The organism is Roseovarius sp. CAU 1744, from assembly GCF_039839345.1.
In the GTDB taxonomy this organism is placed as follows: Bacteria; Pseudomonadota; Alphaproteobacteria; order Rhodobacterales; family Rhodobacteraceae; genus Roseovarius.
In genome coordinates this window covers 21,626-43,974 of the sequence record NZ_JBDOQV010000004.1, presented here as the reverse complement: position 1 = coordinate 43,974, position 22,349 = coordinate 21,626, and the positions used below count along the sequence as shown (strand labels likewise).

Sequence of the window (22,349 nt, the reverse complement as noted above, 5' to 3'; positions counted from 1 at the left end):
GGTCCGCAGGCGTCTATTCGACGCTCGGGCCGTCGCAGCTCCCGACCAGTTCCTCGTATTGCCTGGTGATCCAGCCAAGCGCCTCTTCGGGATTGCCGCTTTCGACCTTGTCGGTCATCCGCGCGAACACCCGGGCCGAGCGGCTGTCGTCGATGATCTGGACATTCTGCGAGGTGATGACCGTCTCGTAGACGAAATAGGCGATCGCCACCAGAAGGATGCCGCGTGCCACCCCGAATATGAAGCCCAGCCCCTGATCCAGACCGCCGAGGGCGGATCGTTGCACCAGCGAGGAAAATAGCGGTGTGATCAGCGACGCGATGATCAGCGCGACCGCAAATACCACGGCAAAGGCCCCGATCATCGACAATTCGCAGCTGTCGGCGATGAATTCGCCGACCACGGGGACTTCCTTGACGATCGGCTCCAGCTGCGGGGCAAAGATGAAGGCCACGATCCCCGCCACGATCCAGCCTGCAATTGCCAGGGATTCGCGCACGAAACCGCGTGAGTAAGCCAGCAGTGCCGACAAGACGATAACCAGCGCCACAACGCCGTCGATGATGGTAAAGCCGTCCATTCTGCTCTTCCTCGAACCTCAGCGGCGCTAGCCCGCGCCGAATTTTTCACCCACGAAACGCGTCAGATCGCCCATCAGCGACAGTTCCATGCCGCTATCCCCGGTGGATTTTCCACCCGCGGGCGCGATGGCCGATGAGAAACCAAGTTTTCGGGCTTCTTTCAACCTGTTTTCCGTCTGTCCTACCGGTCTGAGCGCCCCGGACAAACTGATTTCGCCAAAAACCACCGTATCTGCGGGTAAAACTGTGTCTTCGCGGGCACTAAGCAGGGCGGCGGCAACGGCCAGATCGGCGGCCGGTTCGGATATTTTCAGCCCGCCCGCGACGTTCAGATAGACGTCGAGCCCTGCAAAGGGGATGCCGCAACGTGATTCCAGCACCGCCAGGATCATCGCCAGACGCGCCCCGTCCCAGCCGACGACGGCGCGACGCGGCTGCGAATGCGGGGTGGGGGCGACAAGCGCCTGCAATTCAACCAGAACCGGCCTTGTGCCTTCGATCCCGGCGAAAACCACGCTGCCGGGGCTGGGGGTGCCGCGCGATGACAGGAACAGGGCCGAAGGGTTGGCAACCTCGGCCAGGCCGCGCCCCGTCATCTCGAACACGCCGATTTCATCCGCCGGGCCGAACCGGTTCTTGACCGCGCGCAGAATGCGGAACTGGTGGCCGCGCTCGCCCTCGAAATAGAGCACGGTGTCGACCATGTGCTCGACCACGCGGGGACCGGCGATCTGGCCTTCCTTGGTGACATGGCCCACCAGGATCACCGACACGCCCTTGCGCTTGGCGAAACTGGTCAGCTCATGCGCGGCGGCGCGGACCTGTGCCACGCTGCCCGGCGCGCTTTCGACCGTGTCGGACCAGATCGTCTGGATCGAGTCGATGATGACCAGCCCCGGTGCCTCGGATTCAAGCGTGGTCAGGATGTCGCGCAGCGAGGTCGCCGCGGCAAGCTGCACGGGGGCATCGGCCAGCCCCAGCCGTTGCGCGCGCATCCGCACCTGTGCGCTGGCTTCCTCGCCCGAGACATAGATGGTCTTGAGCCCCGACCCGGCAAACCGCGCGGCGGCCTGCAACAGCAGGGTGGATTTGCCGATGCCCGGATCACCGCCCACCAGGATGGCGCTGGCGGGCACCAGGCCACCGCCCAGGACCCGGTCAAGTTCGGCCAGGTTGGATTGCGTGCGCGGCGGCGGCGCTTCATTGGTTGACAGATCGCTCAGCGGAATGGGCGTGCCGCGTTTCGCGCCAAGGCTTTTGGATTTCGGTCCGGTGGAAAGCGGCGCCTCTTCGATGATCGAGTTCCACTCGCCGCAGCTGTCGCAACGGCCCGACCAGCGCGAATGGACCGCGCCGCAGGATGTGCAGGTAAAGGTGCTCGTTCTTGCCATGCCCCCTGATGCCCGATGCGGGGCAGGCGGTCAAACGCCTTGTTCTATTCGGCGGCGTAGGTCGGCATCGGCACGACCTTTTCGGTTTCCGCCGCGGTCTCCTCGGGTCTTGAAAGTTCCGGCAGAACCTCTTCGAGTGTCTCGCGCAGGCGCTTCATCTGGCTGGCGGCCACGGCCTCTTCGGAGTCAAGGGCCGTCTTCCAGCTTTGCAGCTCTGTCGTGACCTGTTTCGCCTGGTCGATCCGTTCATTCAGGCTGTCGATCTCCTGCTGGCGTGCGGTCAGGAAGGCCCGTGCACGCGCAACATTCGCATCGGAATAGGTGTTCGCCAGATCTGCGCTGACGCGTGACATCTGCGCGGCCACTTCCAGCAGGTCGGGCTCCAGCGCCTGCAGGTCGGGATGATCGCGCAGATGGAGCATCCTTTCGCGCACGGCATCGTATTCCGAGGACGCATGAAACAGCCCGGCGCGGTCTGCCGCATGGGCAGCGGCATAGGCTCTGGTCACATCCTCCATCCCCATGCGGAAACGCCGGTGTGAGGTCTCAAGCCGCAGCACCCGGTGCGCCGAGGGCAGGTAGACCGTCAGCAACAGCAACAGCACGGTCGTACCGATCTGGGCGATCTGCCCTGCATTTTCATAGATAACCCCGCCAAAACCGGCCTGAAATTCCAGCCATGGCAAGACACCCGCCGCCGCCAGCAACGTAGCCCCGGTCAGCAGCGCAGCGAGCGCGGCCAGCACGATCATGCCCACCGCATTGGCCAGCGCAGCCAGTCGAATAATCGACGATTTCACCTGTTCGGACATCGCAGTAACCCCCAAAAATCAAAATCAATACATTTCCAATATATCACAGCTGGTGGCGGTTTTTTGCTGATCAATGGGTATTGGGGGCGATTTCCGTTCACATTTTGTAAGCGATTCGTAACCAATCAGGTTTTCTAAGTTGAGGTATTGGCGGCAATCCGTTGATTTTGCTTGCTTGTCATCATTCCTATGGCGATCGAGACAAGGATGCAGACCGTGAACAGATACAGGCCCCAGGCGGTTTCGATCTTGCCAATGCCGATCCCCTTGGAGAGCGTGATGTAGAGCGCGATCAGGAAAATATCGGCCATCGCCAGCTTGCCCAGGACATGCAGTACCGGCAGTACCTTGCGGCGCATCAGGCCAAAGTGGATCAATGCCAGGCCGATGGTTTTCAGATAGGGCGCAAACAGCGCAAAGAACGTGACCATCAGCGCCAGGAAAATATCCGACTCCCACAGACTTTGCAGTCCCGAGATGACGCTGATCTCGTTAAGGCCAAAAAGCGGCAGTCCCAGACCCGCGCGCATCAGCGGCGCAAACCAGGAGACGGGGAACAGGATCAGCAGGCTCAGATTGACGAATTTCAGCATGTGGCCTCGGGCTTATCGACCTGATCTAGGTAGCGTCATGACGGCGTGATCGCAAGGCAAGTGGTTTATCCGTGGTGTATAACTATCTATGTTGATTGTTGAAATTGGCGGTCATATCACGAAGTCCCCGGCGCTTGCACCAGCCATCTGCATCAGCTCGGCGGGTGGCGCGGCAAAGACGTGTCGCGGTGTTCCCGCGGCGGCCCAGACCTTGTCGAAACTCAGCAGGCGCGGGTCGAAAAACGCCCGTGGCGGGGTCAGGTGCCCGACGGGTGAGACGCCGCCGATGGCAAAGCCGGTCTGCGCACGTATCAGCGCGGCATCGGCCTTGCCCAGGGGTTCGCCGGCCAGCACGCTGGCCTTGTCCGCATCCACCTGATTGCCGCCTGCAGTGACGAAAAGGATCGCCGCGCCGCTTTCCTCGCCGCGGAAAATGATGGATTTGGCGATCTGATCAACCGCACACCCGACCAGATCGGCGGCCATCCTTGCGGTCGTGGCCTGGCCGATTTCTACCGGTTCACAGTCGATCCCGGCGTCGCTCAGGGCGCGAATGACACGTTTCAGGCTCTTGCTCACGGGACCTCCGTTCAGTTGGTCGGGGCGGTAAAGAGGCGGTCGTACACCACCTGGGTCAGACGCAAGGCACCGTCATGGCTCAGATGGTCGCCATCGCGGTAAAGGGGCGTGTCACCCGAAAATAACGGACAGGAGGTTTCGGTGCACAGTTCCTGGAAGAGGCTGACATATTCGACCTTCCCATGGCGCGCCGCAAGTGCCCTCAGGACCGGCTCGTAGCTGTCCCGCTGGCGGCGTTCCTCGGCCGGGTCCAACCCCAGCCGCGACATCTGGTGGCTGTTCCCGTAAAGCAGGAACCGCACATGGGTACGCAGGTCCAGTTCATCGCCGGTCGGAATGTCGTCCAGCAGGACAATCCGCAGTTCGGGGAAGGCGCGGACGAATTTGTCCATGCCCGCCACAGTGGCGTTGACGTTATAGGCGCTCCCCGATCCGTCGTATTCTTCATCCCGCCAGATCTGGCCTTGATGGCGATAGGAATACCCGGTCATCTGCACCAGCCAGTAGCGCGTGACGATGAGCGTGCGGATATCCGGGCGCTCTCTCAGGAATTCCGCGAAAGCTGTGAGCGTATCGGACCAATCGGGCCGTCCGGGGCGCGTCACGCCAATCAGCGGCAGCAGCCCGGTGGCATCGGTGTATTGATAGCCGGAAACCCCCGCCATTTCGGCGGCGGCAAAGATCGCCGGGCTGATGGCATCGGCATGGCTGTCCCCGACCAGCATGAAGCTGGGCTGCGCAGAGAGGTCGCCGCGTACGCAAACGTCGCCTTTGCGGGCACGTTCGGGCAGCACGCGGTGACAGTCGCGGCGGTCATGCAGCAACCCCTGCCGGTCCAGCAGCGCGACGACATCGGCGGGCATCCGCGCCGGGAAACCCTTGTAGCTGGCGGTGGTGACGGCTGCGGCCAGCACGATTGCCGATGCCACGCCGAAACCTGCAAAGATCTGCCGGCGCGAGACCAGATGTTTTTGCCGGAACGGGCGTTCGACATAGCGCCACGACAGATATGAAAGCCCGAAGGAGAGGGCGATGCAGAGAATGCCCTGCGCAGTATTGAGCGGCTCGATATTGACATAGGTAAACAGGGAGATCACCGGCCAGTGCCAGAGATAGAGCGAGTAGGATATCTTGCCGATCCCGACCATCGGCCCAAGGCCGAGAAACCATGAGACGGGTGTTTGCACATGGCTGCCTGCGGCAATCAGTGCCGCGGCGCCTAGGCAGGGCGGCAGGGCGGCGAGCCCGGGAAACTGTGTCTCGGGACCATAGGTGATCACCGGCCAGGCAATCAGTATCAGCCCGGCAGCTGCAAGCGCGGAACAGATCCCGCGGTTTTGCAACACACGGTCCAGCGAACGCTCGGCCAGGGCAACCGCAAGCAGTGACCCCAGGGCCAACTCCCATATGCGGTATTGCGGCAGGTAGAACGCGGCATCAGGGTTCGCGCCGACCGCCCAGACAGACAGTGCCAGTGATATCAGTACGACAAGCCAAAGGCCAAGCGTGGTCTTGGCACCGCCAAGACGGGTGAACATCAGAACGAAGAGCGGGGGAAAGAAGATATAAAACTGTTCTTCGATGCCAAGTGACCATGTGTGCAGCAGCGGCTTCAGCTCGGCGGCCTCGGTAAAATAGCCCTGCGAGAAGTATTGCCAGAAATTGGCATAGAAGAATGCTGATGCGATACCGCTCAGGGCCAGGTCTTCCAGATGTCCGGGGATCATCACGAAACTCGCAGCGGTTCCGGTGACCAGGATCACCGTGAACAGGGCGGGGATGATCCGGCGGATGCGCCGTTCGTAAAAGCCCAGTATGGTGAAACGGCCTTCTCTGGCCTCGGCGAAGATGATCGAGGTGATGAGAAAGCCGGAGATGACAAAGAAGATGTCGACGCCGACATAACCTCCGCTCAGACCCAGGCCGCTGTGAAACACCAGGACCGGCATGACGGCAAGCGTGCGAAGCCCGTCGATATCGGCGCGGTATTGCATTCAGTACACCCTCACGGTCCCGGTGGTTTTGTCGTGCCGATCCGTAGCACTCTTGCCTGCCGAGAAAAAGGTGGGCCGCACAAGGTCGCGGCGCGGGGCCTGTTCTGCGTTGACCCGACCGGGCGGGTTTGTATCACTGGGCGCATGGAGTTTGCCCCGCGTATCACCCGTCTGCCGCGCCCCTATGACCCTGACCAGGGGGCCGAGGCGCGCGCCCAGATCCCCGACCTGACGGGCGCGCTGGCGGACCTGATCGAAGGCACCGCCGGGTGCAGCCCCTATCTGGCCACGCTGATCGCGCAGGAGGCTGATTGGCTGCCGGTGGCGCTGCATGATCCCGAAGGCGCGGTCAGCGATATCTTTGCCGATCTTCGGTTGCAGTCGCCCGAGCATCTGGGCGACGCGCTGCGCAAGGCCAAGAGGCAGGTTGCCCTGATCACCGGGCTTGCCGATCTGGCCGGGGTGTGGCCGCTGGAGATGGTGACGCAGGTGCTGACGGACCTGGCCGATCTTGCGGTCGATCTGTCGATCAAGGCAATGATCGGCGCCGAGATCAGGCGTGGGAAACTGCCCGGCGTGACGCCCGATGATGTCGACACGGCGGGCGGAATGGTGGCGCTTGCAATGGGCAAGATGGGCGCGGGCGAGCTGAATTACAGTTCGGATATCGACCTGATCTGCCTGTTTGACGAAACCCGGTTCAGCGCCGAGGACTATCATGAGGCGCGCGCGTCCTTCGTGCGGGCCACGCGGCGAATGTCGGCAATGCTCAGCGACCGCGCCTCGGGGGGGTATGTGTTCCGCACTGATCTGCGTCTGCGCCCGGACCCGGCGGTCACACCGGTCTGCATGGCGATGGCGGGGGCCGAGGCCTATTACGAGAGTCTCGGCCGCACCTGGGAGCGCGCGGCCTATATCAAGGCCCGGGCCTGTGCGGGAGACCTGAAGGCAGGTGAGCGGTTTCTGGAAACGCTGCGCCCGTTCGTCTGGCGCAAGCATCTGGATTTCGCCGCCATCGAGGACGCGCACAACATGCGCCTGCGTATTCGAGAACACAAGGGCCTTGGCGGGCGGCTGAACCTGAACGGCCATAACATGAAGCTGGGGCAGGGCGGCATCCGCGAGATCGAGTTCTTTACCCAGACCCGCCAGATCATAGCCGGCGGGCGCGATCCCGATCTGCGGGTGCGCGGCACGGTCGATGGGCTGGCGAAACTGGCCGAGAAGGGCTGGGTGCCAGCCGAGGCCGCGACGCTCCTGACGGATCATTACCGCCACCACCGCGAGGTCGAGCACCGCTTGCAGATGCTGCGCGATGCGCAGACCCACGCGCTGCCGACATCCGACACCGAATTCGACCGCCTGGCCTGTTTCATGGGGACCGATGCGGACACGCTCAAGAACGATCTGCGCACCCGGCTGAACGAGGTGCACAGCGTGATCGAGCAGTTCTTTGCCCCCGAGGCCGGCGAGGCCGACAGCGCCGTGCATGACGACCTGGATGATGACGTGATCCGGCGCTGGCCCAGCTATCCGGCGCTGCGATCGGCGCGGGCGGTACAGATCTTCAACCGGCTGAAACCGGACATCCTGTCCCGGCTGGCCGAGACCGCTCACCCGCACGAGGCGTTGCGGGCCTTTGACGGGTTCCTGGCCGGGCTGCCGGCAGGGGTGCAGGTGTTTTCGCTGTTCGAGGCGAACCCGCAGCTGATCGACCTGCTGGTCGATATCGTCGGCACCGCGCCGGCGCTGGCCGGGTATCTGTCGCAGAACGCCGGTGTGTTCGACGCGGTGATCGGCGGCGATTTCTTCGCGCCGTGGCCCGGCCGCGACGCGCTTGAGCGCGAGCTGCGCGACCGGCTGGCGACCGAGGCGGATTACGAGCGCAAACTGGACGCCGCCCGGCGCTGGCGCAAGGAATGGCATTTCCGTATCGGTGTGCATCATCTGCGCGGGCTGACAGATGCCGATGGCGCCGGCGCGCATTACGCCGATCTGGCCGGGGCGGTGATCGCGGGCATCTGGCCCGAGGTGATTTCGCATTTCGCCGAGAAACACGGAAGCCCGCCGGGACGTGGCGCGGTGGTGCTGGGCATGGGATCATTGGGCGCGGAAAAGCTGAATGCCGGGTCCGATCTGGACCTGATCGTGATCTATGATGCTGCCGGGGTGGACCAATCCGACGGGCGGCGGCCGCTCTCGGCGCGCCTGTACTATGCGCGCCTTACCCAGGCGATGATCACCGCCCTGACCGCGCCGATGGCCGAGGGGCGGCTCTACGAGGTGGACATGCGCCTGCGCCCGTCCGGCAACCAGGGGCCGGTTGCAACCGGGTGGGCCTCGTTCCAGGAATATCAGCGCAACGAGGCCTGGGTCTGGGAACATCTGGCCCTGACACGGGCGCGGGTCATCACCGGCGACGCGGCGCTGGCAACAGAGGTCGAGGCGTTTCGCGTGGCGCTTCTGGCGGAAAAGGGCGACCCCGCGCGGGTACTGATCGAGGTGGCCGAGATGCGCGACCGCATCGCCGCAGCCAAGAGGCCGGAAGGACCGTGGGATACCAAGCTGGGCAAGGGCCGGCAGCAGGAAATCGAACTGCTGGCGCAGGCGGCGAACCTGATGGCCGGCGGTGCGGGGCGCGATGTGGCGTCGGGGCTGGCGGCCGGTGTCGCAATCGGCTGGCTGGATGACGCGGACAGGACGGCACTGACAACCGCTTATAGGCTGTGCTGGCAGGTGCTTCAGGCGGCGCGATTGCTGAGCGACAAGCCCCTCGACCCGGCGCAGGTTGGCGAAGGCGGCGCCGGCTTCGTGATCCGCGAGACGGGATTAGACTCGCCCGGCCCGTTGCTGGAAGCATTGGAAACTACCACTGGGAAAGCCGCGGCGATCATTGACAGCGCGCTGGCGCGGCAACCGCGAGGAATGTGAGATGGAACGCGATCCACTGGATCACAAGGGACTGATCCGAGAGGCCTACCGGATCGAGGCGATCACGCTGGGTGAATGCCGCTCGATTTTCCTGGATTGGGCGCTGTCGACGCCGGACGGGACCGATAGCAGGCCGATGATTGCGGCGCTGCTGGACAAATACCGCGCCGACTTTCCCGACCATCCGATGACGCAAGTGCTTGAAGAGGGGAACCAGCGGGCGATGGTGCCCCGTCGCCGCGGCGGCTGGCGGTCCCGCCCGCGCGATTGAGTCGATCCCGGACCCGGCGTTCAGCCAAGCGCCTGCAGGGCCATGTAGATCACCACGGCAACCACAAACGAACAGCCGAGGATCACGGTAATGGCCATTCCTTCGAGGAAGGTCCGGCGCGCCGGTTCGATCGAAAATATGCTGAGTACGCCCAACAGCATGAGCGCCACCAGCAAGATGGGAAACAGGGCCATAACAAACAACCAAACATTGAGCAGCTGGGCCTAAGACTCGCAGCTGAATCTGGCAGAAATTGGATTGAAGCGGACCGTTCCTGTGATGTCGGAAACAATGACAATTGTATCGACCGGATTGTCCCTGGCGCCGCCGGGCCAACGGGGCGGTCAGGGCTTGGTTTGCGAAAAACCGCGGGCGTTTGTTGTGATGGCTTCCCAATCATGGGCTTCGATCATTGCCGCCGGGACCACGCAATCCGACGCGACACTGAGGACATTCGGCAGCGCCAGGTAATCGGCGGCGGCCTCCAGCGCGATGTCGCCGGCGACGCTGAGCCGCAGCTGCGGCAGCGGTTGCCGCATTGCCCTGAGCGTCTCGACCGTGCCCATCGACCCGCCGGGAAAGTAATTCAGCGTCGTGTAGCCCCGGCTGAGTAGGTGCATCGCCTCGGTCGGCGTGGCGACCCCCGGCAAGAGCGGCAGTTCGATCCCGTCGAAATACCGCAGCAGGGAATCGGTGATGCCCGGGGTCGAACAGAATTTCGCCCCCGCGTCCCGCGCCCGGCGCACATCGTCCGGTGACAGGATCATGCCGGCGCCGACGATCGCGTCGGGTACCTGCGCCATTTCCCGGATCACCGCCGCGGCGTTTCGTGCCCGGATCGAAATCTGTATGACGGGCAGGCGCCCCCGCGTCAGCGCCTGCGCCAGCGGGGCGGCATCCGCGGCATTCGCAAGCGTTGGCGTGGTGATGATCGGTGAGGTGCGACAGATCATTTCGATCGTGTCCGAGGCCAGTTTGGTTTGCATTCAGTACGTCCGCTATTGCCTAGTGTCGAATGCCCCCAATCGCGTGCGCATCATTTGCAGTGGCCGGGTCAGGGTCAAATTCTAACGCGCCCGGGCGGGCCGGTATGTGCCGAGTGTTGCACTTCCGTTTCACTTGCCGGTCAGCGCGCGAATTTCGCCGCGCCAGGGCCATACCACGGTGCCCCGACAGCCACCTTGGTGCCGCAATTTCCCCGGTGACGCGGCCGGGACGGACAAAATGCGATCTTTCGCGCCGGACGAAATCCTTTTAAGGGGGCAGCATGACGCCTGCCACTTATCCCGTGATCCGCCTGAAACCGAAAATCCGCCCGCAGGCGATCCGCCACGGGTTCCCCTGGGTCTATGACAACGAGCTGGTGACGGATCGGCGCACCCGGGCCCTGAACCCTGGAACCATCGCCGTATTGGAGGATGCCGATCGCGCGCCGCTGGCCCTGGTGGCCGTCAACCCGGCTTCGCGGATCATGGCGCGGGTACTGTCCCACGATCTGACCGCCCGGATCGACGCGGGCTGGCTGGCGGCCAAGCTGACCCGCGCGCTTGCCCTGCGGGAGCGGCTCTATGATGATCCCCATTACCGCCTGGTCCATGCCGAGGCCGACGGATTGCCCGGCGTGGTGATCGACCGGTTCGGCGACATCGCCGTGATTCAGCCCAACGCTGCCTGGGCCGAGGTGCTGTTGCCGGAAATCGCACAGGCGCTGGCCGATGTGACCGGGGTGGCAACCGTGCTCAAAAATGCCTCGGGCCGGGCACGCGGGCTGGAGGGGCTGGATGATGTCGGCGCCACCCTGCTCGGGCAGGCGCCGGACGCGCCGCGCCCGGTACCGATGAACGGCGCGACCTACATGGCCGACCTGACGGGCGGCCAGAAAACCGGCCTGTTCTATGATCAGCGGCCCAACCACGCTTTTGCCGCACGTTTATCGGCTGGCGCGCGCGTGCTGGACGTGTTTTCGCATGTGGGCGGCTTTTCCCTGGCGATGCTGGCAGGCGGGGCTGCGTCCGCGCTGGCGGTTGACGGGTCCGGCCCCGCATTGGCGCTGGCCGCGCAAGGGGCGGAACGCATGGGCATGACCGGACAGTTTGCCACCCGCAAGGGCGATGCGTTCGAGGTGATGACCGCGCTGGCAGGCGAGGGGCAGGTGTTTGACGTGGTGATCTGCGATCCCCCCGCCTTTGCGCCGTCGAAAAAGGCGCTGGAGGCCGGGTTGCGCGCCTATGAGCGCGTTGCGCGCCTGGCGGCGCCACTGGTGGCCGAAGGCGGCTATCTGGGCCTGTGCTCGTGTTCCCATGCCGCCGATCTTTGCCGGTTCCGCGCCGCCTCGACCCGTGGGATCGGGCGTGCCGGACGGGCCGGGCAGCTGATCCATACCGGCGCCGCCGGGCCCGACCACCCGACCCATCCGCAACTGGCCGAAAGCAGCTATCTCAAGGCGCTGTTCTACCGGTTATGAGAATCCTGCTGGATACCTGCGTGATCTATCCCACGGTGATGCGCCAGATGATCCTGGGGGTCGCGGCCAGGGGGGTATTCACGCCGCTCTGGTCGGCGCGGATCATCGAGGAATGGCAGCGCGCCGCGGTCAAGCTGGGCCCGGACGGCGTGGCGCAGGCCGGGGCCGAGGCGGCGCTGCTGGCGGCGCGCTGGCCGGGGGCCGAAGTCAGCTATCCGCCGTCGCTGGAGGCGCGCCTGTGGTTGCCCGATCCGGCGGATATTCACGTGCTGGCGGCCGCCATAACGGGCTCTGCCGACCTGATCCTGACGCTCAACGCCCGCGATTTCCCGCGCAATGCGCTGGCCGAAGAGGGGCTGAGCCGCGCCGATCCCGACGGTTTCCTGCACGGCATCTGGCAGGCGCAGCCCGACCTGGTGGCAGAGGTAGCGGCTGAGGTTCTGGCCAAGGCCAACCGCCTGTCGGGCAAGACATGGACCTTGCGCGCGCTGCTCAAGAAAGCGCGGCTGCCGCGCCTGGCCAAGGCGCTGTCGCAGGGCTGACGGCAGCTTGGCGCTGTCGTCCTATTGCCATTTCGATTCGAGTTTCTCGATCGCGGCGATGCGCTCGCTGGTCTTTGGGTGACTCATCAGCCAGGCAGGGGCGGCGCCGGAACGCGCCTGGGTCAGCGCCTCGAGCTTGGTGAACAGCGATTTCTGCGGCGCCGTGCCGATGCCCGCCTTGGTCAGCAGCGCCGCGGCATATTCATCGGCCTCGTATTCGTCGGAACGCGACAGGCGCGCGGCCAGAAGCGAGGTGACGGCGCCCGCGATCCAGACGCCGATGCCCGGCAGGAACCGGCCGAGGATCATGGCCAGCGCCGTCCGCAGCGCGTTCTGGCCGGAAAAGTCGATCATCCGGCGGCGGGAATGGCCCAGGGCCACATGGCCCAGTTCATGGGCGATCACGCTGGCCATTTCATCCGCCGTCACCTCGCCATTCTGAAACTTGCGGTAGAAGCCGCGGGTGATGAAGATGCGCCCGTCCGGCGCGGCAAGCCCGTTCACCGGGTCGATCTCGTAGATATGGACCTTGATCCGTGGCAGATCGAGCGCCTTGGCCAGCCGGTCGGTCATGACCTTGAGCATCGGATCGGCCAGTTCGGTCGAGCGGGCGTCAAGCTCGCGCTGCGTTCGCCAGGCCGAGAACCGGTACATGGCAAGCGCGTAGAGAATGGCAAGCAGGATGGGCGCGAATTTCAGCATGTTACAGATATGGGGCAGAGAATGCACCGGGGCAAGATTGCCGCTGCGCAGGGCCGAAGGGCGTGACGACGCCGCCCGAGCTATCCTGGCGCCACGTCTGCCGCGCGCGGGCAGGTGTCAGCCGGCCTTCTTCATGCCCATCACCCGGGCGCGGGCGCGGGGATCATTGTCAAAAAGCGCGGCCAGCTGTTCAGTCATCGCGCCGGCCAGCTGATCGACATCGGTGATCGTGACCGCGCGGTTGTAATAGCGGGTCACGTCATGGCCGATGCCGATGGCCAGCAATTCGACCTGGCGGCGTTTTTCCACCATCGCGATCACGTCGCGCAGGTGTTTTTCCAGGTAATTCGCGGGGTTGACCGACAGGGTTGAATCATCCACCGGCGCGCCGTCGGAGATCACCATCAGGATCTTGCGGGTCTCGCGGCGCATGACCATCCGCCGGTGCGCCCATTCCAGCGCCTCGCCGTCGATGTTTTCCTTCAGCAGGCCCTCTTTCATCATCAGGCCCAGGTTCTGACGGGTCCGGCGCATCGGCGCATCGGCGGATTTGTAGATGATGTGGCGCAGGTCGTTCAGCCTGCCGGGCAGCTGCGGCCGCCCTTCGCCCAGCCAGGTTTCGCGGCTCTGCCCGCCCTTCCAGGCGCGGGTGGTGAAGCCCAGGATCTCGACCTTGACATTGCAGCGTTCCAGCGTGCGGGCCAGCACGTCGGCGCAGATCGCGGCAATCGAGATCGGACGCCCCCGCATGGACCCTGAATTGTCCAGCAGAAGTGTCACCACCGTGTCGCGGAACTCGGTATCCTTCTCGACCTTGAAGCTTAGCGGGGTCGTCGGGTTGGCCACCACACGCGCCAGCCGCCCGGCATCCAGGATACCTTCCTCGCGGTCGAACTCCCAGCTTCGGTTCTGCTGCGCCTGCAACCGGCGCTGCAGCTTGTTGGCCAGACGGCTGACCGCGCCCTTGAGCGGTTCAAGCTGCTGATCCAGGTAGGCGCGCAGCCGTTCCAGTTCGACCGGTTCGGCCAGTTCCTCGGCGTCGATCTCCTCGTCGAACGCCGTCGAATAGACGGTGTAATCCGGGTCGGCATCGGAAATCGGCTGCGGGGCAGGGGGTTCCAGCGGCGCCTCGCCCTCGGGCAGCTCGGTTTCGTCGCCCATCTCCTGATCGGCCATCTCGTCCATGCTGACCTGCGCCTGGCTTTCGTCCTGCTGGTCATCCTGGGACTGTTCCGGGTCGGCATCGGCCTGATCCTCGTCACCGTCATCCTCGCCGGTGCTGTCGGGCTCTTCCTGCTCTTCGCCGCTGTCCTCGGCCTCGTCTTCGTCCTCGTCATCCAGATTGTCCGGGTCGTCGCCCAGCTGGTCGCCATAGCCCAGATCCTCGATGATCTGGCGGGCGAACTTGGCGAACTTGGCCTGGTCCGAGAGCATGTCGTCGAGATTTTCCAGCGTGCCGCCCGCCTGTTCCTCGATGAAGCCCTGCCAGAGCTGCATCACGTTCCGGGCCGCAGGGGGCAGGTCGCGCCCGGTGGCCAGATGACGGATCAGGTAGCCCGCGGCGGTAGGCAGCGGCACCTGCGCGGCCTCATTCACCTGGTCATAGCCAAGGCGCAGCGCCTCGGCCTCGATCTTGCTGTCGATATTGCTGGCGGTGCCGGGCATGACGCGGGCACCCACCGCCTCGCAGCGGGCGGTTTCCATCGCGTCATAAAGCTCCTGCGCCATCTGGCCCTGCGGGTTGTAGCGGGCATTGATCGCCGCATCGTGATACTTGTGCCTGAGCGCCAGCGCATCCGCCGTGCCGCGGGCCATCAGCACCTCGTCACGCGTCATCCGGCGGCTGACCTGCGGCAGCCGCATCGCATCGCCGCTGACGCCTGAAGGATCGACTGAATAGGTGACCGACAACTCGCTGTCATCGGCCATCACCTTGGTCGCCTCGGCCAGCGCCTTCTTGAACGGATCAGCGGGGTTGTCGTTGGGCTTTTTCATGGTCTCAATCTACAACGCGATTGCATCAGATTTCCATGCTTCTCGCGCAAGCTGTTGCGCGCTTGGCATGAAAGTCTCTCGTGTTGTTTCGGGCGGTACCTCGTTGTTTTGAATGAGTCGATCCAGCCATTCTTGTGGCGGGTAAAAAAGGAGATCGCCTGCTTGGCTATTGCGCGCGTTGATGCAGAAAAGTTCAAACCAGTAGTTGAATTGACCATTCAAATCGTTTTCCCGCATTTTTTCGCATATCCAAACGAATTGTGGTTGCGTCAAATTCGGTATAGAAACTGCGTCGGGGCAATAAGCTAGCAGTGCGGCGTCCTCATAGCTCATGGCGCCTGAAATCTCGTGAAACTGCTCAACACTCAATGATGATTTCCCGGTGAGAGACCTGAGTTCTTGTAATGCAGCAGGTGCCATGTCTCCTTCGTCACAAGCAAGCTCCAGCTGAGCTATCAGTTTGGACGCTATGGATAGCTCGCTTGCAGGAGGTTTTTTGGGTACCAGTTCGTCGGGAATCATTACCCTAAACTCATGCTCGCCGCGCTTTCCGGCAGTTCCTCGTCAAAGCAGCGCTGGTAGAATTCGGCGACGGTCTGGCGTTCCAGCTCGTCGCATTTGTTGAGGAAGGTTAAGCGGAAAGCATAGCCCACATTGCGGAAGATATGGGTGTTCTGGGCCCAGTTGATCACGGTTCGGGGGCTCATGACGGTGGACAATTCGCCATTCATGAAGGCGGTGCGGGTCAGGTCTGCTACCGTCACCATCTGGCTGATCGTCTTGCGCCCCTTCTCGTTGTTGAAGAGGGGGTTCTTCGCGATCACGATGGCGGTTTCCGCGTCATGGCTGAGGTAGTTCAGCGTGGCGACCATCGACCAGCGGTCCATCTGCGCCTGGTTGATCTGCTGCACGCCGTGGTAAAGCCCGGTGGTGTCGCCCAGGCCCACGGTGTTCGACGTCGCAAACAGGCGGAAACACGGGTTGGGCGTTATGATCTCGTTCTGGTCCAGAAGGGTCAGCTTGCCGTCATGTTCCAGCACCCGCTGGATGACGAACATAACATCGGCACGGCCCGCATCGTATTCGTCGAAGACGATCGCCACCGGGTTGCGCAGCGCCCAGGGCAGGATGCCCTCGTGAAACTCGGTCACCTGCTTGCCGTCGCGCAGCTTGATCGCGTCCTTGCCGATCAGGTCGATCCGGCTGATATGGCTGTCGAGGTTCACGCGCACGGCGGGCCAGTTCAGCCGTGCCGCGACCTGTTCGATATGGGTTGATTTGCCGGTGCCGTGATAGCCCTGGATCATCACCCGGCGGTTATGGGAAAACCCGGCAAGGATCGCCAGCGTGGTGTCGGGATCGAACTTGTAGGTGCTGTCCATATCAGGCACCCGGTCGGTCTTGCCGGCGAAACCCTTCACGATCATGTCGGTATCAATGCCGAACACCTCGCGTACCGAGATCTCCTCGGTCGGTTTCGCATTCATCTCTGTCGTGCCGTCAGCCATTGGCGGGGTCCTTCAATCGGGTCTTTTGCTCGCGCCCGTGGTGCCCGAATTCGCCGCCAAGGGCAAGGGGAAGGGCGCAGAAGTCTTGTCAGGTTATAATGCGTCACGGCGGGCGCAGATAGGGCCAGTTGGCGGGCAATCAAGGGCCAGCCTGTGCGCCGGGGTACAGGGTGAAACTTTTGCCCGCCGTGCCGCGTAACTGTGTCACAACCCAATCAAAGGCGGCCGGAATGCGCCCTGTACATGACCCGTCCATCACCCTGCGATACCCGCGTTCTGACCGGTCGCGATGTAACGTTCCTCACGCGAATTTGCGGCAGGACATGTTGCGCGCTAGCGCTGCCGACCTCACATACCAGTCAATTAAAAGGGAGCAAGACAATGCACCGACGCAATTTCATCCTGTCCGTCCTGGGGGGCGGCACCGCGATCAGCCTGGGCCTGCGGTCCGAGGCCGCCGGCACGTTCGAAGTGACCCGCACCGAGGCCGAATGGCGTGCCATGCTGACCGATCTGCAATACAAGGTCATGCGCGAAGAAGGCACCGAGCGCGCCGGAAGTTCGCCGCTGGACAAGGTCTATGATCCGGGCACCTATCACTGCCGCGGTTGTGATCTGCCGATTTATTCTTCTGAGCACAAATACGACAGCGGCACCGGCTGGCCCAGCTTCTACCAGTCCTTGCCGAATGCCATCGGCACCAAGGAGGACCGCAGGCTGTTTTCGGTCCGCACCGAATGCCATTGCCGCCGCTGCGGCAGCCACCTGGGACACATCTTTGACGATGGTCCCGCCCCCACCGGCAAACGCCACTGTCTGAACGGCGTGTCGCTGGTTTTCAGGGCGGCCTGACTTGGGAAATAGGGGGTGCCGTTGCTTTGCGCGGCCAGGCCCGGACTGACCGGGCTGTTCAGGCGGCCTTGCGGTTCAGCGCGGCCTTCCTGATCTGCAGGGGGCTCGTGCCATAGGCGCCCGATATCGCGCGGCTCAGTGCCTCGGTCGAGCCATAACAGTACCTGCTGGCCACGCGCTGGATACGGTCGCCGCGTTCGATATCCTGTTTGGCAAGGATCAACCGCCATTTCCGCAGATAGGCCAGCGGGGGATCGCCGACCGCGTTCCGGAACAGCTCGGAAAACCGGCTGACGGACATCCCGGCCTCGACCGCCAGCGTCTCGACCCGCCAGGGATCGCCGGGCCGCTCATGGATCGCCACCATCGCGCGGCTCAGGCGCGTATCCGCCAATCCGGCCAGCAGCCCGCGCTGCATCGCGCCGGCTTCGATCTGGGCGCGCATCAGCCGTACGATCAGCACTTCGCCCAGCCGGTTGAGCACCGAAGCAGACCCGCAGCGCGCGACCTGCTTTTCGGTGACCAGCAGCTGTGCGAGCGCTTGCATTTCCGGATCCTGACGCACCGGATAGCTGATGACCGGCGGCAGGGCCGCCAGCAACGGGTTTTCCGGCCCGCCCCAATCCACGTGGGCACTCAGCAACACCGCCGCCGGATCGCCGCTGGCCGCGGCGGCGTGGCCGGCAGGGGAAAACCAGATCGCCTCGGGGCCGGGGGTGCCGGACTGTCCTGAAACCACGAAATTGGCCTGGCCGACCTCGCAGGGAGAGACCGACAGTTTGAAACGGGACATCAGGGCGGACAGGCGATCAATCTTGGCCATTCAGGAATACTAATCAACTTTATTGGCTTTTCCTGATCTTAAAGCGGGCTATTCCTAAGGGCAACCAGATACAGAAAGAGGAAATACCCTATGCTGATGCCCCGCCAGAAAACCCCGGACCTGTCGCTGCCGACGCTCGATCACGGAGCGTTCGACCTGACGAATGACGGTTCGGAACGCGGTACCGTGATCTGTTTCTATCGCGGTCTGCACTGCCCGATCTGCGCAAACTATCTGACCGAGCTGGAAAAGCGTGTTGACGATTTCGCGGAACGCGGTGTCAAGACGATCGCCATCAGCTCCGACGGAGAGGACCGCACCCGCCAGATGGTCGACAGGATCAAGGCCGGCAAGCTGCGTTTCGGTTTTGACCTGTCGCTGGAAAAGGCCCGCGAATGGGGGCTTTATATTTCGACCTCGCGCGGCAAGACCTCGATCGGGATCGAGGAACCGGCGCTGTTCTCGGAACCGGGCCTGTTCATGGTAACACCCGAACAGACGCTCTATTACGGGTCGGTCCAGACCATGCCCTTCGTGCGCCCGCATTTTTCGGAACTGGTCGGCGCGCTGGATTTCGCCATCGCCAATGACTATCCAGCCCGCGGCGAATACCAGGGCGCCGTCTGACCGCGCCGTCATCAATGGTTTCAGACAGAGCGCGCCGCCCGGCCAGGCGGCGCGTTTCGTTTGATTAAAGGGTGGTAGGCCCACGGTGCCTGAATGGTCCGGCGCTCGAAGCCGGTGGCGCCGGTTACTTGAAGTTCCGGCTGGACTTGATCTGATCCCAGGCCCAGACCACCTGTTGCAGTTGTTCCTCCTGGCTGCGGTCGCCGCCGTTGATGTCCGGGTGAAGTATCTTGATCAACGCCTTGTAGGACTTGCGGATTTCGGCCTTGGTCCAGGTGTCCTTGGCTTCCAGTATTTCAATTGCCTGGCGTTCGGTCGGCGGCAGCTTGCGGCCGCCCGTCGCGCCACGCCCGGGATTCTGCGTCGCGTTCCCGCCCAGAACCTGGTGCGGGTCTTCGATACCCAGACGTGCCCAGGCCCGTGCCTCGGGATCTGAAAACGCCCTGGTCTGCCGCTCCCAGACCTTGTCCTTGGACATCTGGGCATTCATCTCGGCCTCGGTGGTGCCGTGGAAGAAGTTCCATTTCAGATTGTATTCGCGCACATGCTTCTGGCAGAACCAATAGAAATCATCCAGGACGTCCGGCGCCTTGGGCGCGCGGTACTTGCCCGGCTCCTTGCATCCCTCATGTTCGCAGATCCGTACCGAGGTCTCCGACTCGCCGGACATCCCCCGCCGCCCGCGCGGGTTTTTCTTCTTCGCGGCAGAGACCGACATATCGAAACCGAACGGATCAGACTTGGACATTGGAACACCTTTGCGACTCGAAGCAGGGAGTTTAGGCCAAAACGCGGCGAATTGAAGGGGGGAAGATGCAAAAAATTGTTGGCAACAGCGGGAAATTGCGAAGACGGTAAAGCAGCATTGCCTGCTGCCTATCTGGGGTCGGTTGGTGAAATTTCCAGGGGCAGACCTGCTTGGATCGCGGCTAGGAAGCGGGTTCTTTTTCTTCGCTCTCGCCTGAATGATCCCGGGCGCCGTCGGTTTCGATGCGTTCCTGGGCTTCGGCGTCCTGATCCTTGCCGGGTCTTGCGGCGTCATCGCTGTCTGGTTGCGCGGCCGGCGGGTCTTCGGTGGTTGTGCTCTCGTCCTCGGCCGCATGACCGACCGGGCGCTGGAACACCAGAAGCGAGCGATAGACCGTCTGGGTCGAGGTCAGCCCCTGGCGTTCCTCGCTGGGCAGAATATCGGCGCGCAGGTATTCCCAACCCTCCGCCGCCAGCTCGTTGATGCGCTGTTCCAGCGCATGGGCAAACCGTGCCTCGGGGCCCTTGATGCCGCGTGCCTTCAACCCCTTGGCCGGTGCCGGGATCACCTTGTATTCGTAACCGATCATTGAGTTGTCCAACCCTGATGCCGCAATAAGCGCCGCATCCTAGCCGCGTGGCGGACCAGCGCAAGTCAGAACATGGCTATCATGGTCATTCACAGGCCGGTCGGATCACCGTCAAGACTGGTCATGTTCTTTTTCTTCCAGAATTCCGCCAATTCGTCATCGGACATCTCGGCATACCAGGGGACCAGTTCGGTTTCAGCGCGGCTGCGTACGAAGGTCATCTCCGGCACGCCGGTGCCGCAGGAAGTCGTGACCAGATCGATCGTCAGGTCAAAAATGTTGCGCGCCCCCGCATAGGCCGGGAAATGTGCGCTCAGCGCCGGCCATTCATCGTCGCGCTGGTGCAAGACCCGGGCCGTGCCATAGACACGCAGGATCAGGGCGTCGCCCTCGAATGCGCAGAACATCAGGGTCATGCGCGGCGATTGCAGCAGATGTGCGGCGGTTTCGTTGCCACTGCCGGTGACACTGAGCCAGAGGATGCGTGTGTCAGACAGGATGCGTAACGAATCCAATCCCTTGGGGGACAGGTTGACCCGGCCCTCGGGCGCGGCGGTTGCCACGAAGAACATCCGCTGCGCCGCGATGAAGCGGCGAAAACTGCGGTTCAGCTTGTGGGTCTTAATGCCCATGAGATACTCCCTCCTTCTTGTGTCTGCGAAACGTGGTTTGCGACAGAATGACCGCCACCATGACCAGCATACCGCCGGCAACTGCCCAGGCTGTGGGCAGCTCACTCAGCAGCAGCCACGCCCAGAGCGGCGCCAGCGGTGTTTCAAGCGCACCCAGCAGGGCGGTCTGCGCGGCCGGGATGCGCCGCGCCCCTTCGGTCAGGGTGATCGAGGCCACGGCAAAAACCAGTCCGAAGCCCAGCAGAATGCCGATCTCGGTGCCGTCGGTGTCCATCGGGCCCCCCAGTATCCAGCCCGGCACCAGCAGGATGACGGATGCCAGGACGTTGGGCAATACCGTCGGCGTGCCCGGCCAGATCCGGTAGATCACGTAAAAGGCCGCCATCATCAGCGTCATCCAAAGGGCCAGCAGATCGCCCGCCAGCTGACCCGAGCCGACAGAGCCGCGCAGGGTCAGGCCGACGCCGGCAAGCGCCAGCAGGCTGGTCAGCATGATCTTCAGCCCCGGCCGCTCGCCGATCAGCAGCCAGGCCAGCGCCGCGGCAACGAAAGGCGCGGTTGCCCAGATCAGCACCACATTGGTGACGGTGGTCAGCTTGAACGCGGGGATGAAGGCCGCGGTGCCCGATGCGGCGACCACCGCGGCCAGCAGCGCGACACCGCCAAAGCGCGAAACCTCGTCACGGAACCCGCCGCGCATCATCAGGAAGCCCATCGACAGGATCGCGGCCCCCGCGCCGCGCCAGAAGATGACCGACCAGGCATTGGCGTCGACCGCCTTGGTAAAGATGCCGGCGGTGCTGAAGACAACCGCGGAGACGCAGACCAGGGCGACACCTGCCAGATGCGACAAAGGGGCAGCGGGGCGAGGGGGTGAAATGGCGGTCATGAGGTGCTCCTGGCAAGACGGCCCTGCATTGTGCCAGACGACTACTGACATGTATCTGTCAGCAGTGTCGTGCTATCCTCGAAAAAACCCGGTGAAGGAAGAACAGTGGCACGATCGACCCGGATGTTCGAGATCATCCAGCTTTTGCGCAGCGCAAACCGGCCCCGTACGGCGGCAGAGATCGCGCAGGAACTGGAAGTCACGCCGCGCACGATCTATCGCGATATCGCCTCGCTTCAGGCGATGCGGGTGCCGATCGACGGTGCGGCCGGGGTGGGGTATATCATGCGCCCCGGTTTCGACCTGCCGCCGATCAATTTCGATATCGAAGAGGCCGAAGCCGTCACCGTCGGTCTGGCGATGATCGTGCGCACCGGGGACCGGGGGCTGAAAGAGGCCGGTCGCCGGGCCTGCCGCAAGCTGGAAGAAGCGACCGAGCTGAGCAATGCGCTGTTTTCCTCGACCTGGGGGCCGGAGGAGCCGGAGACCGTCGACCTTGCGGACCTGCGGGCGGCGATCCGGCAGGAGCGCAAGCTGGCGATCACCTATCGCGATGGCACCGGCGCGCAGACAAGCCGCACCATCCTGCCCTTCGCGATGGTCTACCATTCCGAGGCCATCGTGCTGGCGGGCTGGTGTGAATTACGAAACGATTTCAGAAACTTCCGCCCGGATCGCATCGTCAGCTACAAGCAGCTGGACGACAGGTTCACCGGGCAGGGCGAGGCGCTGCGGCGCGAATGGATGCAGACCTATGCCGAATGGCTCTAGCGGGCGGGTCGTGAAACGTCTGGACGCATCAAAGATCGGCGGGTTAGGGTTGGCC

24 protein-coding genes are annotated in these 22,349 nt (G+C 63.4%); 7 read left to right on the top strand and 17 right to left on the bottom strand.

The genetic code is table 11. The annotated features are described in order from the left end of the window. Nucleotides 1–13: 13 nt before the first annotated feature. From AAFO92_RS08895 to AAFO92_RS08870, 6 genes are all read right to left on the bottom strand, one after another. A complete protein-coding gene (locus AAFO92_RS08895; protein WP_347534379.1) occupies nt 14–580 on the bottom strand; it encodes a CvpA family protein in 567 nt (188 codons plus the stop codon). Between the two features lie 27 nt (nt 581–607). Then, the gene (gene radA, locus AAFO92_RS08890; RefSeq protein WP_347534378.1) at nt 608–1,972 is read right to left on the bottom strand and encodes a DNA repair protein RadA; all 1,365 of its coding nucleotides are present in this window, start codon (nt 1,970–1,972) and stop codon (nt 608–610) included. A gap of 44 nt (nt 1,973–2,016) precedes the next feature. After that, nucleotides 2,017–2,784, bottom strand: a complete 768-nt coding sequence (locus AAFO92_RS08885) for a DNA repair protein (RefSeq protein ID WP_347534377.1) — start codon at nt 2,782–2,784, stop codon at nt 2,017–2,019. Nucleotides 2,785–2,918: 134 nt separating this feature from the next. After that, a complete protein-coding gene (locus AAFO92_RS08880) occupies nt 2,919–3,377 on the bottom strand; it encodes a paraquat-inducible protein A (RefSeq protein ID WP_347534376.1) in 459 nt (152 codons plus the stop codon). A 111-nt stretch (nt 3,378–3,488) separates the two neighbouring features. Further along, entirely contained in the window at nt 3,489–3,956 is a 468-nt protein-coding gene (locus AAFO92_RS08875; protein ID WP_347534375.1) for a YbaK/EbsC family protein, read from the bottom strand. 11 nt (nt 3,957–3,967) lie between these two features. Beyond that, nucleotides 3,968–5,950 (bottom strand): acyltransferase family protein, encoded by a 1,983-nt coding sequence (locus AAFO92_RS08870; RefSeq protein WP_347534374.1) that lies wholly within the window; start codon nt 5,948–5,950, stop codon nt 3,968–3,970. A gap of 144 nt (nt 5,951–6,094) precedes the next feature. Here AAFO92_RS08870 and AAFO92_RS08865 point away from each other — a divergent pair, with 144 nt between their 5' ends. Continuing rightward, nucleotides 6,095–8,881 carry a glutamine-synthetase adenylyltransferase gene (locus AAFO92_RS08865; protein WP_347534373.1) on the top strand — a complete coding sequence of 929 codons (2,787 nt, stop codon included), beginning with the start codon at nt 6,095–6,097 and terminating at the stop codon, nt 8,879–8,881. A 1-nt stretch (nt 8,882) separates the two neighbouring features. After that, nucleotides 8,883–9,152: a hypothetical protein gene (locus AAFO92_RS08860; protein WP_347534372.1), complete on the top strand. Its 270-nt coding sequence runs from the start codon at nt 8,883–8,885 to the stop codon at nt 9,150–9,152. A gap of 20 nt (nt 9,153–9,172) precedes the next feature. On the opposite strand, the gene AAFO92_RS08855 is transcribed toward AAFO92_RS08860, so the two are convergent. Together AAFO92_RS08855 and eda are read right to left on the bottom strand one after the other, a co-directional pair. Further along, nucleotides 9,173–9,346, bottom strand: a complete 174-nt coding sequence (locus AAFO92_RS08855; protein WP_347534371.1) for a hypothetical protein — start codon at nt 9,344–9,346, stop codon at nt 9,173–9,175. 150 nt (nt 9,347–9,496) lie between these two features. Continuing rightward, a complete protein-coding gene (gene eda / locus AAFO92_RS08850; protein WP_347534370.1) occupies nt 9,497–10,138 on the bottom strand; it encodes a bifunctional 4-hydroxy-2-oxoglutarate aldolase/2-dehydro-3-deoxy-phosphogluconate aldolase in 642 nt (213 codons plus the stop codon). Between the two features lie 281 nt (nt 10,139–10,419). Here eda and AAFO92_RS08845 point away from each other — a divergent pair, with 281 nt between their 5' ends. Both AAFO92_RS08845 and AAFO92_RS08840 read left to right on the top strand, forming a co-directional pair. After that, the gene (locus AAFO92_RS08845; protein WP_347534369.1) at nt 10,420–11,616 is read left to right on the top strand and encodes a class I SAM-dependent rRNA methyltransferase; all 1,197 of its coding nucleotides are present in this window, start codon (nt 10,420–10,422) and stop codon (nt 11,614–11,616) included. Further along, on the top strand, nt 11,613–12,158 hold the full coding sequence (locus tag AAFO92_RS08840) for a PIN domain-containing protein (RefSeq protein ID WP_347534368.1): 546 nt from the start codon (nt 11,613–11,615) through the stop codon (nt 12,156–12,158). Before AAFO92_RS08845 ends, AAFO92_RS08840 begins: the two co-directional genes overlap by 4 nt. A gap of 21 nt (nt 12,159–12,179) precedes the next feature. On the opposite strand, the gene AAFO92_RS08835 is transcribed toward AAFO92_RS08840, so the two are convergent. The 4 genes from AAFO92_RS08835 to cobS all read right to left on the bottom strand — a co-directional run bounded on the left by AAFO92_RS08835 (nt 12,180) and on the right by cobS (nt 16,363). Further along, nucleotides 12,180–12,860, bottom strand: a complete 681-nt coding sequence (locus AAFO92_RS08835; RefSeq protein WP_347534367.1) for a M48 family metallopeptidase — start codon at nt 12,858–12,860, stop codon at nt 12,180–12,182. A 117-nt stretch (nt 12,861–12,977) separates the two neighbouring features. Further along, a complete protein-coding gene (gene cobT, locus AAFO92_RS08830; RefSeq protein WP_347534366.1) occupies nt 12,978–14,855 on the bottom strand; it encodes a cobaltochelatase subunit CobT in 1,878 nt (625 codons plus the stop codon). A gap of 9 nt (nt 14,856–14,864) precedes the next feature. Continuing rightward, nucleotides 14,865–15,377 carry a hypothetical protein gene (locus AAFO92_RS08825; RefSeq protein ID WP_347534365.1) on the bottom strand — a complete coding sequence of 171 codons (513 nt, stop codon included), beginning with the start codon at nt 15,375–15,377 and terminating at the stop codon, nt 14,865–14,867. Beyond that, on the bottom strand, nt 15,377–16,363 hold the full coding sequence (cobS, locus tag AAFO92_RS08820; protein WP_347534364.1) for a cobaltochelatase subunit CobS: 987 nt from the start codon (nt 16,361–16,363) through the stop codon (nt 15,377–15,379). Before cobS ends, AAFO92_RS08825 begins: the two co-directional genes overlap by 1 nt. A gap of 381 nt (nt 16,364–16,744) precedes the next feature. On the opposite strand from cobS, the gene msrB reads away from it, so the two are divergent. Further along, nucleotides 16,745–17,215 carry a peptide-methionine (R)-S-oxide reductase MsrB gene (msrB, locus tag AAFO92_RS08815; protein WP_347534363.1) on the top strand — a complete coding sequence of 157 codons (471 nt, stop codon included), beginning with the start codon at nt 16,745–16,747 and terminating at the stop codon, nt 17,213–17,215. A 58-nt stretch (nt 17,216–17,273) separates the two neighbouring features. Here the strand turns inward: msrB and AAFO92_RS08810 are convergent, their stop codons facing one another. Beyond that, complete coding sequence (locus AAFO92_RS08810; RefSeq protein WP_347534362.1) at nt 17,274–18,038, bottom strand: AraC family transcriptional regulator; 765 nt, start codon at nt 18,036–18,038, stop codon at nt 17,274–17,276. Nucleotides 18,039–18,128: 90 nt separating this feature from the next. Between AAFO92_RS08810 and AAFO92_RS08805 the strand changes: the two genes are divergently transcribed. Next, nucleotides 18,129–18,665, top strand: coding sequence for a peroxiredoxin-like family protein (locus AAFO92_RS08805; RefSeq protein WP_347534361.1), 537 nt, complete (start codon nt 18,129–18,131; stop codon nt 18,663–18,665). Nucleotides 18,666–18,789: 124 nt separating this feature from the next. Here the strand turns inward: AAFO92_RS08805 and AAFO92_RS08800 are convergent, their stop codons facing one another. From AAFO92_RS08800 to AAFO92_RS08785, 4 genes are all read right to left on the bottom strand, one after another. After that, nucleotides 18,790–19,413: a DnaJ domain-containing protein gene (locus tag AAFO92_RS08800; RefSeq protein ID WP_347534360.1), complete on the bottom strand. Its 624-nt coding sequence runs from the start codon at nt 19,411–19,413 to the stop codon at nt 18,790–18,792. A gap of 181 nt (nt 19,414–19,594) precedes the next feature. Continuing rightward, on the bottom strand, nt 19,595–20,002 hold the full coding sequence (locus tag AAFO92_RS08795) for a DUF4177 domain-containing protein (protein ID WP_347534359.1): 408 nt from the start codon (nt 20,000–20,002) through the stop codon (nt 19,595–19,597). Nucleotides 20,003–20,091: 89 nt separating this feature from the next. Then, entirely contained in the window at nt 20,092–20,634 is a 543-nt protein-coding gene (locus AAFO92_RS08790; RefSeq protein WP_347534358.1) for a pyridoxamine 5'-phosphate oxidase family protein, read from the bottom strand. Then, on the bottom strand, nt 20,624–21,523 hold the full coding sequence (locus AAFO92_RS08785; protein ID WP_347534357.1) for an EamA family transporter: 900 nt from the start codon (nt 21,521–21,523) through the stop codon (nt 20,624–20,626). Before AAFO92_RS08785 ends, AAFO92_RS08790 begins: the two co-directional genes overlap by 11 nt. A gap of 105 nt (nt 21,524–21,628) precedes the next feature. Here AAFO92_RS08785 and AAFO92_RS08780 point away from each other — a divergent pair, with 105 nt between their 5' ends. Continuing rightward, the gene (locus AAFO92_RS08780; protein WP_347534356.1) at nt 21,629–22,294 is read left to right on the top strand and encodes a YafY family protein; all 666 of its coding nucleotides are present in this window, start codon (nt 21,629–21,631) and stop codon (nt 22,292–22,294) included. Nucleotides 22,295–22,349: the final 55 nt, after the last annotated feature.